Annotated in this window: 12 protein-coding genes; 2 read left to right on the forward strand and 10 right to left on the reverse strand. The window is 72.5% G+C overall.

All coding sequences use genetic code 11. From position 1 onward, the window contains the following. Positions 1-4: 4 nt before the first annotated feature. The 7 genes from FF096_RS03840 to FF096_RS03870 all read right to left on the reverse strand — a co-directional run bounded on the left by FF096_RS03840 (position 5) and on the right by FF096_RS03870 (position 10,331). Complete coding sequence (locus FF096_RS03840; protein WP_309222622.1) at positions 5-1,123, reverse strand: hypothetical protein; 1,119 nt, start codon at positions 1,121-1,123, stop codon at positions 5-7. Positions 1,124-1,292: 169 nt separating this feature from the next. After that, positions 1,293-2,051 carry a MerR family transcriptional regulator gene (locus FF096_RS03845; protein ID WP_155215030.1) on the reverse strand — a complete coding sequence of 253 codons (759 nt, stop codon included), beginning with the start codon at positions 2,049-2,051 and terminating at the stop codon, positions 1,293-1,295. A gap of 39 nt (positions 2,052-2,090) precedes the next feature. Further along, entirely contained in the window at positions 2,091-4,382 is a 2,292-nt protein-coding gene (locus tag FF096_RS03850; protein WP_230462274.1) for a bifunctional diguanylate cyclase/phosphodiesterase, read from the reverse strand. 517 nt (positions 4,383-4,899) lie between these two features. Continuing rightward, on the reverse strand, positions 4,900-6,393 hold the full coding sequence (locus tag FF096_RS03855; RefSeq protein ID WP_155215031.1) for a hypothetical protein: 1,494 nt from the start codon (positions 6,391-6,393) through the stop codon (positions 4,900-4,902). Between the two features lie 31 nt (positions 6,394-6,424). Continuing rightward, complete coding sequence (locus FF096_RS03860; RefSeq protein WP_309222764.1) at positions 6,425-7,516, reverse strand: hypothetical protein; 1,092 nt, start codon at positions 7,514-7,516, stop codon at positions 6,425-6,427. Between the two features lie 73 nt (positions 7,517-7,589). After that, a complete protein-coding gene (locus tag FF096_RS03865) occupies positions 7,590-8,930 on the reverse strand; it encodes a class I SAM-dependent methyltransferase (RefSeq protein ID WP_155215032.1) in 1,341 nt (446 codons plus the stop codon). A 21-nt stretch (positions 8,931-8,951) separates the two neighbouring features. Then, positions 8,952-10,331, reverse strand: coding sequence for an FAD-binding oxidoreductase (locus FF096_RS03870; protein WP_155215033.1), 1,380 nt, complete (start codon positions 10,329-10,331; stop codon positions 8,952-8,954). A 113-nt stretch (positions 10,332-10,444) separates the two neighbouring features. Here FF096_RS03870 and FF096_RS03875 point away from each other — a divergent pair, with 113 nt between their 5' ends. After that, complete coding sequence (locus FF096_RS03875) at positions 10,445-11,143, forward strand: RICIN domain-containing protein (protein ID WP_155215034.1); 699 nt, start codon at positions 10,445-10,447, stop codon at positions 11,141-11,143. 4 nt (positions 11,144-11,147) lie between these two features. Here the strand turns inward: FF096_RS03875 and FF096_RS03880 are convergent, their stop codons facing one another. Further along, positions 11,148-12,449 (reverse strand): MFS transporter, encoded by a 1,302-nt coding sequence (locus tag FF096_RS03880; protein ID WP_309222623.1) that lies wholly within the window; start codon positions 12,447-12,449, stop codon positions 11,148-11,150. 71 nt (positions 12,450-12,520) lie between these two features. Between FF096_RS03880 and FF096_RS03885 the strand changes: the two genes are divergently transcribed. Beyond that, entirely contained in the window at positions 12,521-13,507 is a 987-nt protein-coding gene (locus FF096_RS03885; protein WP_196222446.1) for a GlxA family transcriptional regulator, read from the forward strand. Between the two features lie 33 nt (positions 13,508-13,540). Here FF096_RS03885 and FF096_RS03890 read toward each other — a convergent pair whose 3' ends face one another. Continuing rightward, complete coding sequence (locus FF096_RS03890; protein ID WP_309222624.1) at positions 13,541-14,008, reverse strand: DinB family protein; 468 nt, start codon at positions 14,006-14,008, stop codon at positions 13,541-13,543. A 10-nt stretch (positions 14,009-14,018) separates the two neighbouring features. Beyond that, the gene (locus FF096_RS03895) at positions 14,019-15,971 is read right to left on the reverse strand and encodes a VWA domain-containing protein (RefSeq protein WP_155215036.1); all 1,953 of its coding nucleotides are present in this window, start codon (positions 15,969-15,971) and stop codon (positions 14,019-14,021) included.

The raw sequence follows: 15,971 nt of genomic DNA on the forward strand, positions 1-15,971 counted from the left end.
CTGGTCAGTCCCAGACGGTGCGGCGGACGCCGCCGTGCAGGCCGCACGCCCGGGGGCTGCCCCCGGCCAGGCTGACCTTGCCGTTCTCACACTGCACCAGGTATCCGCGCCCCTCCCAGAATCCGGGTACGCAGTCGAAGTGGTCGCACACCTCGCGGGCGGGCTCACGGATCCGTTTCCCGCCGCAGAAGTCGTACCCCATCGGGTTCTCCGGGGCACCGCAGCGCCGCTCGGGCTTCGGGCTGGCCTTGCGCGGCTTCGCGGAGCCGGTGGCGCGGGGTGTCGCGGAGCCGGTGGCCCGGGGTGTCGCCGGGGCACTCGCCGCGGCGGCCACGGCCGGCTCGGTGCCGGTCGGATCGGATGACCCAGAGTTGGCCAGGGCCACCGGCACCATCACGGCGAGCGCGGCGGCGACCACCGCGGTGCGGCGACCGCCGGGGATGAGTGCCGACAGCCGGGCTTGCCCGGGGGTGGCGATGCCGGGACGGGACGGGCGCAGCCGGGCGTGCTCACTGATCAACTCGTCGAGCTGGTCGACAACCGCCTGACGCTGCTCGATGGCGTCGGCGAAGGCCAGGGTGAGCACGAACCGGAACTCGACCGCGACGTCCGGGCGCAACAACACTCCGGAGGTCCGCCGCCGGTCCAGCACCTGGATCAGGGTTACCGAGGCGTGCGGGTCGTGCGCCAGACCGGTCATCTTGCCGTACGCCCAGTCGCGCCGACCCCGGCCGCCGAGCAGCACCAGCCGACGGTTGGTGATCACCGCCATGCCGGCGTCGGTGACCCGTACCCCGTCGGGCAGGCGTCGCCGCAGCCGACCGGTCGACACGCCGACGGTCAGGTCGGGTGCCGGAAGCACGGCGTCGTGCCGCATCTCCACCAGTTGCGCGGCCGGTGCCACCCGGAGGACGACCTCGTCGGGGGCCAGTTCCAAGGGCAGGCCGTCACCGGCTGCGGCTGATCCCTGGCACTGCTCGGCGAGCGTACGCAGACGGCGCAGTTCGTCGTCGCGTCGCCGCCAGGTCCCCTCGGCGCTGCGGAACAACCGCAGCCGGCGCTCGTTCTGCCGGCGCGCCCACCGGTACCGCCATGTCGAACCCGTCGAATCAGTCCTTGCCACGCCGACTCCTTCGCCGCGCATGCCACCAACCGCAGGCCACCTAATGGGGTGTCACAGTGTTAACGGGTGCGGGCACCGGCATGGACACGGCCAGAAGTGCTCGAATTACCCGATCGATGGAGCAATACGGACGATACGGTGGTTCCGCGACGCCGGAGCGTACGCCCGATCAGGCACGGGTGATCGCGTTCGCGTGGATCGCCTCGGCCACGAACTCCGTCAGGCCGGGAGCCATCGCCTCGTAGTGCGCGGTGAACCGCTCGTCGGCCAGGTACATGTCGGCCAGCCCGGTGTGAATCTCGTACGAGCACTCGTAGAACCACCGGCTGATCTGCTGCCGGTGCTCCTCGGCCAATTCCATGGCCTCCGGCCCGTCGGCCGGCGCGCCCGAGGCCAGCAACGCGACGATCCGCCGCCCCCAGTCCTCGGTCTCCGCCTTGAACCGCTGCCAGTCTTCCTTGCGGTAGCCCGACGTCCGCCGGTTCGACTCCTGGTACGCCTCGCTGCCACCCCAGCGCTGTTCCGCCTCCTCGGCGTACGCGTCCGGGTCGAAGCCACCGAAGACCTCGAACCGCTCCTGCGGGGTCAGTCGGATGTCCATCCTGCTCGCCTCCATCGCGAGTTCGATCGCCGCGACCATCTCCTGAAGGCGCTTGATCCGTGTGGTCAACAGCTCGTGCTGGCGGCGCAGGTGCGTTCCTGGGCCACTCACCGGGTCGTCGAGGATCACGGCGATCTCGTCCAACGGGAACCCCAGCTCGCGGTAGTACCGGATCAGCTGCAACCGCTCCAGGTCCGCCTCGGAGTAGCGGCGATATCCCGAGCCGCTCCGCCCGCTGGGCGTCAGCAGACCGATCTCGTCGTAGTGGTGCAGCGTCCGGACCGTCACGCCGGCGAGCTTCGCCACCTGGCCAACCGTGTGAGCCATGGTTCCCCCCCCCTTCCGGAACCACGGTCCCGCCTGCCGTTACGTGAGGGTCAAGCCCGATTCTGCGACGCCGGTCACCTCCGGCGGGTCGGTTCCTGCCAGGACGGTGCGCAGCTCGGCCAACGCCGTCGGGCGACCGTAGCGGTAGCCCTGCCCCTGCACGCAGCCGATCGCCGCCACCGCGTCGTGCTGCCGCTGCGTCTCCACCCCCTCGGCCACCACGGCCAGGTCGAACGCGTCGGCCAACCGGGCCACCATCTCCACCGTGGCGTACGCCCGCGCGTCCTCGGGAATCCGGGCCACGAACGAGCGGTCGATCTTCAACTCGGTCGCCGGGATCCGGTGCAGGTAACTCAGCGAGGAGTACCCGGTGCCGAAGTCGTCGATGGCGATCCGGATGCCCAGCTCCCGCAGCTGCCGCAGCCGGTCCAGCACCGCGTCGCTGCCCTCGATCAGCGCCGACTCGGTCAGTTCCAGGGTCAGTGCCCGTGGTGCCAGCCCGGCACCCGCCGTGGCCTCGGTGACGGTGGCGATCAGGTCGGGTCGGCGCAGATGCGACGCGGCGATGTTCACCGCCACCGTCGCCGCCGGCACCTGGTCCTGCCAGGTGGCCGCCGCCCGGCACGCCTCGTGGATGACCCACCGGTCGATCGCGATGATCAGTCCGGTCTCCTCGGCCAGCGGCAGGAACCGGGCCGGGCTGAGCATGCCCAGCCGGGGATGACGCCATCGCACCAGCGCCTCCGCGCTGCGTACCTCCCCGGTGGCCAGGTCCACGATCGGCTGGAACTCCAGGTGCAGTTGCTCCTCGTCCACGGCCCGCCGCAGGTCGGCGATCAGCTCGGCCCGGCTCACCGCCGACTCCCGCAGCCCCTGGGTGCACCGCCGGTACGCGGACTTGCCGGCCGCCTTCGCCGCGTACATGGCGATGTCGGCGTCGCGCAGCAGATCGGTGTGGGAGATGTGCTGCGGGCCGTACTCGGCGATGCCGATGCTGGCCGAGGGGTGCACCCCGACCAGTTCCTCTCCGGGAGAGGGTTGCAGCGCCGCCAGCAACCGCTCGGCCAGTCGTTCCGGCGTCAACGGCCGCCCGTCGGTGACCAGCACGGCGAACTCGTCACCACCGACGCGAGCGATCATGCCGTCGTCGCCGACCGCCCGGCGCATCCGCCGGGACAGGCCGGACAGCAGTGTGTCGCCTGTGGTGTGCCCGAACCGATCGTTGACCTGCTTGAACCCGTCCAGGTCCAGCAGCAGCACCGCGACCCGGTCGGTGCCGCGCAACGCGCCCCGCAGCCGGCGGATGAAGGCCAGCCGGTTCGGCAGCCCGGTGAGCTGGTCGACGTAGGCCAGCCGGCGCAGTTGCACCACGAGACGCCGGTTCTCGTTGGCCGCCAGCCCCTGCCGCAGAGCCAGCGCCGCCAACAACGCCATCATCGCCAGGAAGATCGGCAGCGGGGTGTGGCCGTCGGCGTCGCGGGCGAACATCGTCGCCACGATCGCGCCACCCACCGGCAGGTAGGGCAGCACCACCCGCCGCCACGGCGGCAACGGCAACTCCCCGGCCTCCTCGTCGGGGACGTGGTCCCGTGGTGGGGCCATCCGGGCCGCCACCACGATCAGCAGGTAGCTCAGTGGCCAGAACACGTCGATCGGGGTGCCGGTCTGGTAGGTGCCGGCGGCCACCAGCGACACGTAGAACGCGTCCGCCACCGCCCGTACCGTCAAGCTCACGCCGAGCACGGTCATCGGCTGCCAGACCGGCCGACGGGGGCCGACCACCGCGATCAGGATGGTCAGCTGCATCAGGTCGAACATCGGGTAGAGCAGGCCGGCGGTGCGCAACGGCTCGTCGAGGTCGGCCAGGTTGACGTTGCGGAAGACCAGCAGCCAACCGATCGGGACCAGCGCCAGCCCGACGATCAACCCGTCGAGCAGGGCCCGGACCCGACCCACCGTGGTGTGCGGCGCGGTGGTCGAGCAGAACAGCGCAGCGGTGCCGGTCAGCAGGCTGGCTGCGAAGATCAACCCGACGGGCAGGGTGTGCGGCAGACTCTCCCCGAGCAGTCGCTGCGACGTCCACAGTGCCCGGCCGGCGAACGAGAATGCCATGGTGGCGGCCAGCAGGAGCCAGAATCGACGCAACGTCGCCGGATGCCGACGGGCCGCACCGACACAGGCCACTGCGGCCACGCCCGCCACCGTGAGCGCACCGAGATCACTGACCAACGCGCCGTTGGGCAGGCCCGACACCAGCCAGATCGCCTCGGCCGTGACGACGGCGCCGGCGACGATCAGCCCCGCACGGCCGACCCGGCCCTGTCCGGGCAAGCGCGCGGCTACCTGCTCGACGTCCCTCCGCGACACAGCGATCGCTCCGGCCTCTTCTCGTGCGTACCCTCGACGGTGAGGAGCTGGCACTGGCAAACCCCGAAAGCCTAGCCACGCCCGCAGCCGCGCCGCCAGATCCACCGCCATCCGAGTCCACCGTTCCAACCGTCTACTGTGTAGACAGCGGCGCTCCCGGTGTCTCCGTTACCTCCGCCCGGTGCCGCCTCACCCCCGAGCCGAGCCCGCCGTGACCGTTAGTGATGGCCCGGTTTCGTAACTCAGAGCGACGTTCCTGGCCCCGCCATCTCCGCCGACTCCACGCTTTGCTCTGCTTCACTCCACGCAACCCCGCTGCCAGCTGGGGCGACGTCGATGATCTCGTAACCAGCGGGATCACGCAGAGCAACCAGTGCGTATAGGTAAGCAGAGCAAAGGGGTGACAGGTGCAGGTTGGGTGGCGGACGGCTGGTGACGCTGGGTCACGGAATCACGGTGCCGCCCGCAGCGCGGCCGACGGTCACGCCCATTGTTCGTCGGGCGACGCCAGTCCGGTCGCGGGTGGACCACCGTGGGTCCACGGGGTCTCCTCGACTGCCGGAAACGCCGCGCCCGGCACGTACGCGTCGCTGAGCACGGTGTAGCAGATCCGCTCCCCCACCTCCGGCACGCTGCCCGGACTGGCCGTCAGGCCGCGTCCCATCCCACCGGACAGTTCCAGCACCACCTCGGTCTTGCCGTCGGCCGCCGGGGTGACGGACACCAGGCGTGCCTTCTGCCCGGGACGGGTCGGGCTGGACAGGGTCGCGCCGACCGGCAGCAGCACCGACTCGGTGGTCATCAACTGGATGCGCGGGCGCAGCACCGGCCGCCGACCGCTGTCGTCGATCCGGGTCGGGTCGGCCAGCAGCACCTCGCCGACGAACGCCTCCCCGGTCAGCCGATACTCCGCCATCACCAGCGGGTCGTCGTAGGCGCGCTGCACCGCGTAGGCCGCCGCCGCCCGCTCCAGGCGGTGCAGCCGGGCCGCCGCGGCCACCGCGCCGTCGCGGCGCGGCTGCGGAGGCCCGTCCTCGTCCAGGTGCTCCACGTGGGCGGTGAAAGCGTCCCGGTCACCGTCCCACCGCGTCGCGACCCGGGCACCGGGCGGCAGGGCACGCAGCAACCCCACGCCGCGCCACATCAGCTCCCAGGTGGGCGTCAGCTGGCTCCGCAGCAGCCTCTCCAGCTCCGCGTACGCCTCGACGCGCGCCGCCTCGTCGCCCTCGGCCTCGGCGTACGCCGCGATGGCCGGCGCCAGCAACCGGTTGTCGAACTCGGGATCGGTGGCCGGACCGGCCGGCGGGCAGATCGACGGGTCCTCGGCCAGGGCCGCTGCCTCGGGGCCGGACAGCCCGGCCAGTGGGGCGATCCATCCCAGCAACGCCGGCAGGTGCAGATCCTCCACCGCGCTCTGCCCGGTCGCCCAGTGCAGCGTCAACGCCTGCGTCATCGCCACCAGCGCCGACGAGCCGGGATGCTCGGCTCGTTCGGCGAAGAAGGTCAGCCAACGGCCCAGCAGCGGCACCTGCGGCGGCACCGGGTACTCACCGTCGACCCGACGGAACCGGGTGGACCGACCGAGCAGCCGCAGGAAGGTCACCCCCGCCGGATTCGGCACCAGCAACTGCGGGGCGTCGAGATACCGGTACCGCACGTCCCGGCCCCGGTTCACGCTGATCGCCTCGTTCGCGGTGCGGTGCCCGTCGACGTACGGCAGGACGATCTCGGCCAGCTCGGCGGCGAACGCGAACCGTTGGTCCCGGTTACGCGGCTGCGGCACGATCAACAGCCGTGCCTCGCCGGGTGTCGAGCCGACCAGCACGGCGAGCGGGGCGTTGGCCTCCCCGGCCATCGTCAGCGGCACCAGCACCAACGGCCGCCGCGACAGGTGCAGATGCCGGACGGTGGCCACCGGCTGGGCCACGCCCGAAGCCACTGCCTGTGCCGCCGCCAATGCCCGCAAGGTGCTCATGCCGCCCCACTGTGCCTGATGAACTGCGTTGTCATGCGGTGGCGAGGGCTTCGGCGCGTAGCCGAGCCGCCGTCCGCAGCAGGGTGGCGGCCTCCGCCAACTCCGGATCGGTGACGGGCTCCCCAGCCGCGATCGCCAGCACCTCGTCGATGTCGGCGATCCCGCCGAGCGCCTCGCGGACCGGGCGGCCGAGTGCCTCGGACTGTCCCCGCGCCTCGTCCCGGCAGAAGTACGCCAACTCGCAGTTGGCCAGGCAGTCGGGGGCGTACCGGGCTGGCACCCGGGTCAGCGAACCGGCCAGCTCCGCCGGGTCGGCGGCGGGATCGGCGGTGAAGTCGGCCGGTACGGCGGCCAGCAGGTCGTCGAGCCGGTCCATCCGCTCCAGTTGTCGGCGCACCACCAGCAGTTGCCGGCGTACGTCGAGCAGATGCGCGACCGGCTCGTTGCTGAAGTCCCGGGGGCAGACCAGCACCACCTCGTGTGACACCAGCTCCGGATCGTGTCCCCGGGCGGTGAGCAGCTCCCGCAGGGCCAGTACGTAGACGGCGGACTGCACCGCCGCGGCGGCCAACTTCGCCGGGTCGGCCTGGCCGTCGATCACCGGAAACGACTTGATCTCGACGACGTGGAACCGGCCGCCGAGCCGGGCGGCCACCAGGTCCGGTTCCAGGTGCACCCGCTGCCCGGCGACCGCCAGCGCGAGCATCGGGTGGTCGAACAACGCCGCCGGCTCGGCGGTGTCGTCGGCGGACAGCTCGTCGGTGAGCAGTGTCGCCGAGCGTCGGGCCCGCTCGGCCGGGTCGTCGCCGTCGCCGAGGTCGGTCCAACTGGCCGTCGACGGCACCGGTACGCCCAGCCGCTCGGCGACCAGTCGCAGCAGCTCGACGCCGCCGTCGGCCTTCACCTGCGCCTCGAAGGCGTTGCCCCGGGTGATGGCGAAGCGGGACTGCCCGAACCGGGCGGGAAAGCCGACCCGCGCGGCCAGCGCCGACTTGTCCACCCCGGCGCCGTCGAGGACCGCTCGACGGGTGCAGCCCGGGTTGCCGGTCAACGCCGCGATGGTGCGGGCGTTGTGTCGTTTCGGAGGCGTGTCACCCCGGATCGCGGTCAGTCGCTGCTCGATGTCCGTCACGACAGGCCACGATAGCCGCGCCGGCCGACCCGGCGCGGTATCGCGCGAACCCGGCGACGCCCGGTCAGGGCAGCCAGTCCGGGCGCAGCGGGTAACCGTTCACCCCGTCCGGGCCGTTGCGCGTCGCCACCACCTGGTGCAACTGGATGCCGTTGCGCTCGAAGGCCAGCCGCGAACCGGCCATGTAGAGCCCCCACACCCGGGCCGTGCCCACGCCCACCTCGGCGACGCAGGCGTCCCAGTGCCGCACGAGGTTGCGGCACCACGCGGCCAGCGTCAACGCGTAGTGCTGACGCAGGTTCTCCTCGTGGTGCACCTCCAGCCCGACGTCGTGGATCTCGCTGATCACCCGACCCGGGCCGGCCAGTTCGCCGTCCGGGAAGACGTACCGGTCGATGAAGGCCCCGGAGCGGTGCGGCGCCCGGTTGTCCGCCCTGGTGATGCAGTGGTTGACCAGCCGCCCTCCCGGGCGCAGCCGGTCGCGCAGGAAGCCGAAGTAGGCCGGATAGTTGCGGACCCCGATGTGCTCGGTCAGGCCGATCGAGGAGACCGCGTCGAACTGCTCGCGCGGCGCGTCGCGGTAGTCCAGGTGCCGTACCTCGGCGAGTTCGGACAGCCCCTCCCGCTCGATCGCCGCCTGGGCCCACTGCGCCTGCGCCCGGGACAGCGTGACGCCGAGCGCCTTGACGCCGTACTCCCGCGCCGCGTGCCGGACCATGCCGCCCCAGCCGCAGCCCACGTCCAACAGCCGCATCCCCGGCCGCAGCGCGAGCTTGCCGGCGACCAGTTCGTACTTGTTCGCCTGCGCCTGCTCCAGCGTGTCGTCCGGGCTGCGGTATACCGCGCAGGTGTACGTCATCGACGGGCCGAGCACCTTCTCGTAGAAGGCGTTCGACACGTCGTAGTGGTGCGAGATGGCGCTGCTGTCGCGGGTCCGCGAGTGCCGCACCCCGTCCAGGAGGCGCTTCCAGCGGGGCCGCGCCTCCTGCGGCGGGGCCGGGGGCGGCAGCAGCCGTTCCCAGCCCAGCTCACGCACCAGGGCCAGCCCCTCGGCCAGCGCCGGTGGCCGTACCCGCAGCCCAGTGAGCACCCGCAACGCCTCGTACGGGTCACCCGGGTGCACACCCTCCAGGGCCAGGTCACCGCTGACGTAGGCACGCGCCATGCCCAGGTCGCCGGGCGCGGTGAGCAGGTAGGACAGCCCTCGCTCGGAGCGGATCGACAGGGTGATCCCGGCGTCGGCCGGGCCGATGGAACTGCCGTCGTACGCGGTGACGCGTACCGGCAGGGGCGCAGAGGTCACCGCCCGGACGATGTCCGCCACGGTCGCCCCACGCCGCCGACCCCCGGAGGGCGGCGTGGCGGGAGCACCTGCCGCTCCCTGGTTTCGGTCAGTGAGGCTCATCCCGTACTCCGCTCCGCTCGGTCATGCTCGTGCTACCGCCTTCTCGTACAGTCCGGTCAGCCGGTGCTCCGGGTCGTACCGGTCCCGCACGGCACGCCACGTCTCGCCGCCGTAGAGCCGGTCGAACGAATCCCGGTCGTAGTACGCGTCGGAGTAGAGCGACTTGTGCCCGCCCGCCTCCGACACCGCGCCCTCGATCTTCCGGTTGACGTCGCCGTCGGCGGCGCCCTCGGCGATCGGCACGCTCCCCCAGAACCCGATGTTGACGTAGTCCTGACCCGGCCGCAGCGGATATAGCGGCCAGGACCGGGCCGATCCCGCGCCCGCCGGCTCACGCAGCCGCAGCGGGCACAGCCACACCGGCGTCATCCCGACCTCCCGGGCGAACCAGTGCAGGAACTCGGCGGTGCGCTCCAGCGGAATCTCCACGTCCTGCACGACCCGCTCCCGGGCCGGCTGGCCCCGCCACCGGTCGATCCGGGCGGCCACCTGGTGCCGGTGTTCCAGCCGCACGATGCGGTGGTAGACGTCGCTGCGTCGCCACCGGGCCGGCCACAGCCGCCGTACCACCGGATGCTGCGCGCCGAAGGCCGCCGAGCACCAGAACCAGTCGGTGTCCCAGCGCCACAGGTAGTCGTGGGTGGTCAACGCGTCGTCCGGGCGCTGCCGCAGCGAGCGGTAGTAGATCTGCTGGCCGGTGTAGTCGGAGACCGCCGGCACATCGTCGGTGAAGCTGCCCAGCACGAGGTACGCCTCATCGGGGGAGAACATCACCCCGTCCATCGCGTCGACGTTCTCCCCGGCCCACCGGCGGGTCGCGCTGATCTCGCCGATCGCCTCGGTCAGCGCGGTCAGGTCGGTGAACCGCAGGTTGCGCAGTGCCACGTAGCGGCGGACCGGTTGCAGCTCGATCCGCAGCCGGGTGGCGTACCCGAGGCTGCCCAGCGAGTTGGGGAAGGCCGCGTAAAGGTCGGCGTGTGGACCGTCGGGGCGGGCGGCGACCACCTCACCGGCACCGGTCAGCACGTCCATCTCGATCACCGACTCGTGTGGCAGACCGTTGCGGAACGAGGTCGACTCGATACCCAGCCCGGTGACCGCCCCGCCGAGGGTGATGGTGCGCAGTTGCGGCACCACCAGCGGCATCAGGTCGTGCCGCAGGGTCGCCTCGACCAGCCGCTCGTAGGTGCACATGCCCTGCACATCGGCGGTGCGGGCGACCGGGTCGACGCTCAGCACTCCGTCGAGGCCGCTGACGTCCAGGCCGGAGGTGGGGGCGCTGCGCGGACGGAACAGGTTGGAGGTGCGCTTGGCCAACCGCACCGGCTGGCCGGGTGGCACCGCCGCGTACGACCGTCGCAGCGCGGCCACCGCCTGGTCATGATCACGCAAGGCGTGCATGGGATCACTTTACGCGCGATGAGTGGCCTCGACGGGATGTCCATCGGAGGCGTTTCGCATGCAAGCCGGGGGGCGGCTGGCCGGCGCCACCACTCGTGGGACAGGATGCCGGCATGTCGGAAACCGATGGTCCGGGCACCGTCTACGGCACCCGTAGCCCCGCCGGACTGCTCCGCGACCCGCTCCTGGTCACCGCGCTGGCGATCGGGCTGGTGGGCGTACTGCTGGGGGTGCTCTTCGCCACCGGCGTGCTCGGTGGTCGGAATCCGGAGCCCGCGCCCCCGGTCGCCGCGCCCAGCCCGAGCGGGGCGGCGCCGCCCAGCCCGACGGAGAGCGAGCCGGAGGCCACGCCGACCGAGCCCTCCCCCACGCCGAGCCCCAGTCAGACTCCGGACCCGACGCTCGGGCCGAAGGTGTTCCGTGGGGTCGGCTCCGGCCTCTGTCTCGGCCTCGACGGTGACGGCGAACGGGCCGCCGCCAAGCTGGCCGAGTGCAGCGGCGGGCCGGAGCAGCAGTGGGTGGTGGCCGCGTTCGGCGCGGAGGCGGTGACGCTCACCAACGCCGCCCACAACCAGTGTCTCGACGTCGAGGGCGGCAGCGGCGACGACGGGGCCCGGATGCTCCAGTACCGCTGCCACGGCGAGGCCAACCAGCAGTGGCGGCTGCAACCGGTCGACGGCGGCGCGGCCGTGGTGGTGGCCGTGCACAGCGGCAAGTGCGCCCAGGCCCGCGACGGCGCCGCCACGGCCGGCACCGACATCGTCCAGGCACCCTGCGACGGCAACCCGGCCCAGCGCTGGACGCTTCAGTAGCCTCTCAGTCACGGTAGCTCCACGCCTTCGGGGCGGCGGCGACCACGACCGGCTCGGTGAAGGTGGTGCCCCGGCGGCGCAGCAACATCGCCGACAGCACGGCCGCGCTGACCGACAGCGCCCCGGCGAGATACCAGGCCAGCGTGTACTCGCCGAGCTGGTCACGGACCAGGCCCGCGGCGGTGGCGGCGACCGCCGCGCCGAACTGGTGCGACGCGAACACCCAGCCGAAGACGACTGCGCCGGACGCGCCGAAGTACTCCCGACACAACGCGACCGTGGGCGGCACCGTGGCGACCCAGTCCAGGCCGTAGAAGATGATGAAGACCAGCATGCTCGGCTCGGCGGTCGCCGCGAAGAGACCCGGCAGCACCAGCAGCGACCCGCCACGCAACGCGTAGTACGCCACCAGCAGCAGGCGAGGGTCGAAGCGGTCGGTGAGCCAACCCGAGGCGACGGTACCGACCATGTCGAAGATCCCGATCAGGGCCAACAGCCCGGCGGCGGTGGTCTGCGGCATCCCGTGGTCGTGCGCGGCCGGGATGAAGTGCGTACCGACCAGGCCGGTGGTGGTCGCACCGCAGATCGCCATCCCGGCGGCGAGCAGCCAGAACGGCCGGGTACGCGCGGCCTGGAACAGTACGCGCACCGCGCGGGTCGCGGCCCCACCCGCCGGTTTGACCACCGGCTCGATCTCCGTCGCACCGTAGGGCGGCATCCCGAGTTCCGCCGGGTGTTCCCGCAGCAGCCAGAGCACCAGCGGTACGACCAGCAGCGCCGCACCGGCGACGACCAGTGACGCCGCCCGCCAGCCGGAGGCGTCCACCAGCACCGCCAGCAGCGGCAGGAAGATCAGCTGGCCGGCCGCCCCACCGGCGGTGAGCACGCCGGTGACCAGACCCCGACGACGCACGAACCAGCGCCCGGTGATGGTGGCCACGAAGGCCAGCGCCATCGACCCGGTGCCCAGCCCGACCAGCACTCCCCAGCAGAGGATGAGTTGCCAGCTCGCGGTCATGAAGACGGTCAGGCCGCTACCGGCGGCGACCAGGGCCAGCGCGGCGGCGACCACCCGACGGATGCCGAAGCGGTCCATCAGCGCCGCGGCGAACGGCGCGGTCAGCCCGTAGAGGAGCAGGTTCACCGAGACGGCGGCCGAGATGGTGGCCAGCGGCCAGCGGAACTCGGCGTGCAGCGGGTGCAGCAGCACCGACGGCGTGGCCCGGAAACCGGCGGCACCGACCAACGCCACGAAGGCGACGGCCGCGACGATCCAGGCCGGATGGAGGCGGATGGGTCGATTCACCAGGCGAGTTTGCGGCAACCCGGAGCGACCGGACGAGTGGCCGGCGAGCCACCTTGCGCAATAATCGGGCCATGGCTGCCCACCGGATCGCCGTCCTCGCCGTCGACCAGGTGGTCGGGCTGGACCTCGGCATCCCCGCCCAGGTGTTCGGTGCCGCCCGCGACGCCGACGGCGTCCACCACTACACCGTCGACACGTGCACCCCCGGCGGCCGACCGGTGCGCAGCACCGCCGGGTTCACGGTGCTGCCCGACCACGGGTTGGAACTACTGGAGTGGGCCGAAACGGTGATCGTGCCGGGGGTGCACGGCGACGCCACGATCCACCCCGACGTCATCCCCACCGAGGTGACCGAGGCGCTGCGGGCCGCGTACCACCGGGGTGCCCGGGTCATGTCGATCTGCACCGGCGCGTTCCTGCTGGCCGCCGCCGGGCTGCTCGACGGGCGGCGGGCCACCACCCACTGGGCGTACGCCGACCGCTTCCGACGCCTGTACCCACGGGTGGATCTCGATCCCGAGGTGCTCTTCGTGGCGGAGGACCGGATGTTCACCTCGGCCGGGGTCGCCGCCGGCATCGACCTGTGCCTGCACGTGATCCGCATCGACCACGGCAGCGAGGTGGCCAACCGGGCCGCCCGCAGCTGCGTCGTGCCACCGTGGCGCGACGGCGGTCAGGCGCAGTACATCGAACGCCCCGTACCGCAGGCCCCGGGCACCAGCACCGCTGTCGCCCGCGAGTGGGCCCGCCAGCGACTGCACGAGCCGGTGAGCCTGCGCGACCTGGCCGAGCAGGCGCGGATGAGCGTACGCACCTTCACCCGCCGGTTCCGGGCCGAGACCGGGCTCAGCCCGGCGCAGTGGCTGCTGCACGAGCGCACCGACCATGCCCGGCTGCTGCTGGAGAGCACCGACCTGACCATCGAGCAGATCGCCCGGCGTACCGGGTTCGGCACCACCGCCGCGTTGCGCCAGCAACTGCACCTGCGCATCGGCGTCGCCCCGTCGGTGTACCGCCGGACCTTCCGTCGTACTCCCGACGTGGCCGGGTCGCGCTGACCCCCGCCGGCTCGCCGTCTGCTCGACTCGCGGTCAGGCGGCTCCGCGCAGGGCGCACAGTTCCGCCAGGTGGCGGGGCAGGTGCACCCGGGTGTGCAGGTCGATCGTGCGGCCCCACGGCAACGGCTCGTCGACGACGAGCTCGAACCCCTCACGCAGGTGCGTCTCCACCGGAGTGTCCGCCGCCGCGCCGAGCCGGGCCACCAGGGCGATCAGCCGGTCGCTGGTGGCACGCAGCCGGGCGGCGAGCCCGTCGAGACCGCCGCACTCGGCGGTCAGCTCGTCCAACTCCGGCCGGTGGACCTCGTCCAGGTCATAGAAGGCGTACGGCGACCCGGCGAGCACCGCCTCGGTAGCCGCACACATCAGCTCGTCGTTGGCTACCAGGTGTGCCACGATCTGCTCGGCGCTGTACCGGCCGGGCGGTGGCGGTCCGAACCCGCCCGCATCGACCTCGGCCAGCACCGCGTCGTACGCCTCACGCAGCCCGTCGACCTCCACCCACCCGAGCCTAGCGACGGCCCCGGCGGGCGCGCAGGTAGTCGCTGACCACGTACTCGCCGAGGTCGTCGGCGTCCGGGGTGAACACCCGACCACCGCTGCGCCGGGCCACCGCGTCGACGAACCGGCGCAGGCCGGGGTCGTCACCGAGCATGAAGAGGTTCAGGGTGGCCCCGTAACGGACGAGCCGGTCCACCTCCCGGACCGTCGCCTCGATCGTCTCCGCCAACGGCGGCCAGGCGAACAACGCCTCCCCGTCGTCCGGGTCCAGGTGGGCGGTGGGTTCCCCGTCGGTCACCACCAGCACCACCGGCTCCGCGTCCGGGTGCCGCCGCAGGTGCCGACCGGCCAGCCGCAGCGCGTGTTGAAGATTGGTCCCCTGCGTCAGGTCCGGCTCGACGGCGGCCAGTTCCTGCTGGGTCAGCGTCTCGGCGCGCCGACCGAACCCGATGATCTGCAACGCGTCCTGCGGAAACCGGGTCGCCATCAGGTGGGCCAACGCCAGCCCGGTCTGCTTCATCGGGCCCCACCGCCCCTGCGAGATCATCGAGTAGGACAGGTCGACGCAGAGCGCCACCGCCGCCGACGCCCGCCGTTCGGTCTCGACGACCTCGAAGTCCTCGACGGCCAGGTGCACCGGCACCCCCGGACCGGCGCGACGGATCGCCCGGGTCAGCGTCCGCACCACGTCCAGCGGCTGCTCGTCGCCGTACTCCCAGGGCCGGGACGCACCGGTCACCTCGCCGGCCGCCCCGGCCGAACGCAGGTCGTGCTGGCCGCGCGGCCCGGCGGTCAGCTCGGCGAAGACCTGCCGCAGCGCGGTACCACCGAGGCGGCGCAGCGCCTTCGGGCTCAGGGTCAGACCCTCGGCGTCGCGGGTCACCCAACCCTGGCGGCGCAGCTCCCGCTCCAACTCCCGCAGCCGGCGTACGTCGTCGGCCGCGTCCCGGCCCAGGGTCCGGGTCACCGAGTCGACGTCGATGTCGTCCAGGGTCGCGCCGGGGTGTGTCTGGCCCAGCTGGTCGATCAGGTCGTCCAGTTCGGCGATCTCGTCGAGGGCACCGGTCGCCTCGCCGTAACCCAGCGGTCCGGCACCCTGCATCCGCTCGCCGCGACCCCAGCGCAGGTCCGGCCGCAGTGCGCGCAGGTTCTCCTCCAACTCGGCCATCTCGCCGACGAGCCGGTCACCGAGGGACTCGCGCATCAGCCCGGCCAGTTCCTCCCGCTGCCGCTGCGACAGCGAGTTCATCAGCCGCTGCCCGGCCGCCGCGCGTCGGGCCAGCAGATCGACCAGCTCGTCCACGTCGCGGGGGCGTTCCGGGAAGAACTCGCCGTGCCGGCGCATGAACTCGGCGAACGCGTCGGTGGTGTCCTCGGCGCGGGCATGCCGGGCCAGCAGGGCGTTGAGGTCCCGCATCATCTCGGCGATCCGCTCCTGCACGGCCGGGTCACCGGCCAGCCGCGCCGAGTCGCGCAGCCCGGCGAACCGCTGGCCGAGCACGTCGTCACGCAGTCCGTCGAGGATCCGCTGGTAGGTCTGCCGGGCCTCGTCGCTGGCCCACCGGTAGTCGGCGAGATCCCGCACCGCCTGCGCGGTCGAGCGGGGCAGATCGTTCAGGACCGTCTCGGCGAACCGGGCCGCCTCGTCGTCCCGGCGGGCCAGCTCGTCCCGCTCGGCGGCCAGCGCCTGATCCAGCAGCGCCCGCGCCCGGGTCACCGCGCCGTCGAGTTCACCCCGGCGCAGCACCTCCCGGCGCAGCCGACGGGCACGGGCGGCCAGCTCGGCCAACCCGCCACGCCCCTGCGGGCCCCGGCGCAGCAGGTCCCGCAGCGCCTCCCGAAGGTTGCCGCCGGCCAGCACGTCCGCGCCGACCTGATCCACCGCCGCCTGCACGTCGTACGGCGGTGCGAGCGGATCAGGGCCGCCGCGCCACTGGCCGTAGCGGAACCGGTTGCCGGCCAT

The organism is Micromonospora sp. CP22, from assembly GCF_009712475.1.
Classification (GTDB): Bacteria; Actinomycetota; Actinomycetes; order Mycobacteriales; family Micromonosporaceae; genus Micromonospora.

What these genes read in the sequence shown, in the direction of transcription:
- FF096_RS03845 (WP_155215030.1), bottom strand. Translation starts at nt 2,051, where the DNA reads ATGGCTCACACGGTTGGCCAGGTGGCGAAGCTCGCCGGCGTGACGGTC.
- FF096_RS03855 (WP_155215031.1), bottom strand. Translation starts at nt 6,393, where the DNA reads ATGAGCACCTTGCGGGCATTGGCGGCGGCACAGGCAGTGGCTTCGGGC.
- FF096_RS03865 (WP_155215032.1), bottom strand. Translation starts at nt 8,930, where the DNA reads ATGAGCCTCACTGACCGAAACCAGGGAGCGGCAGGTGCTCCCGCCACG.
- FF096_RS03870 (WP_155215033.1), bottom strand. Translation starts at nt 10,331, where the DNA reads ATGCACGCCTTGCGTGATCATGACCAGGCGGTGGCCGCGCTGCGACGG.
- FF096_RS03875 (WP_155215034.1), top strand. Translation starts at nt 10,445, where the DNA reads ATGTCGGAAACCGATGGTCCGGGCACCGTCTACGGCACCCGTAGCCCC.
- FF096_RS03885 (WP_196222446.1), top strand. Translation starts at nt 12,521, where the DNA reads ATGGCTGCCCACCGGATCGCCGTCCTCGCCGTCGACCAGGTGGTCGGG.
- FF096_RS03895 (WP_155215036.1), bottom strand. Translation starts at nt 15,971, where the DNA reads ATGGCCGGCAACCGGTTCCGCTACGGCCAGTGGCGCGGCGGCCCTGAT.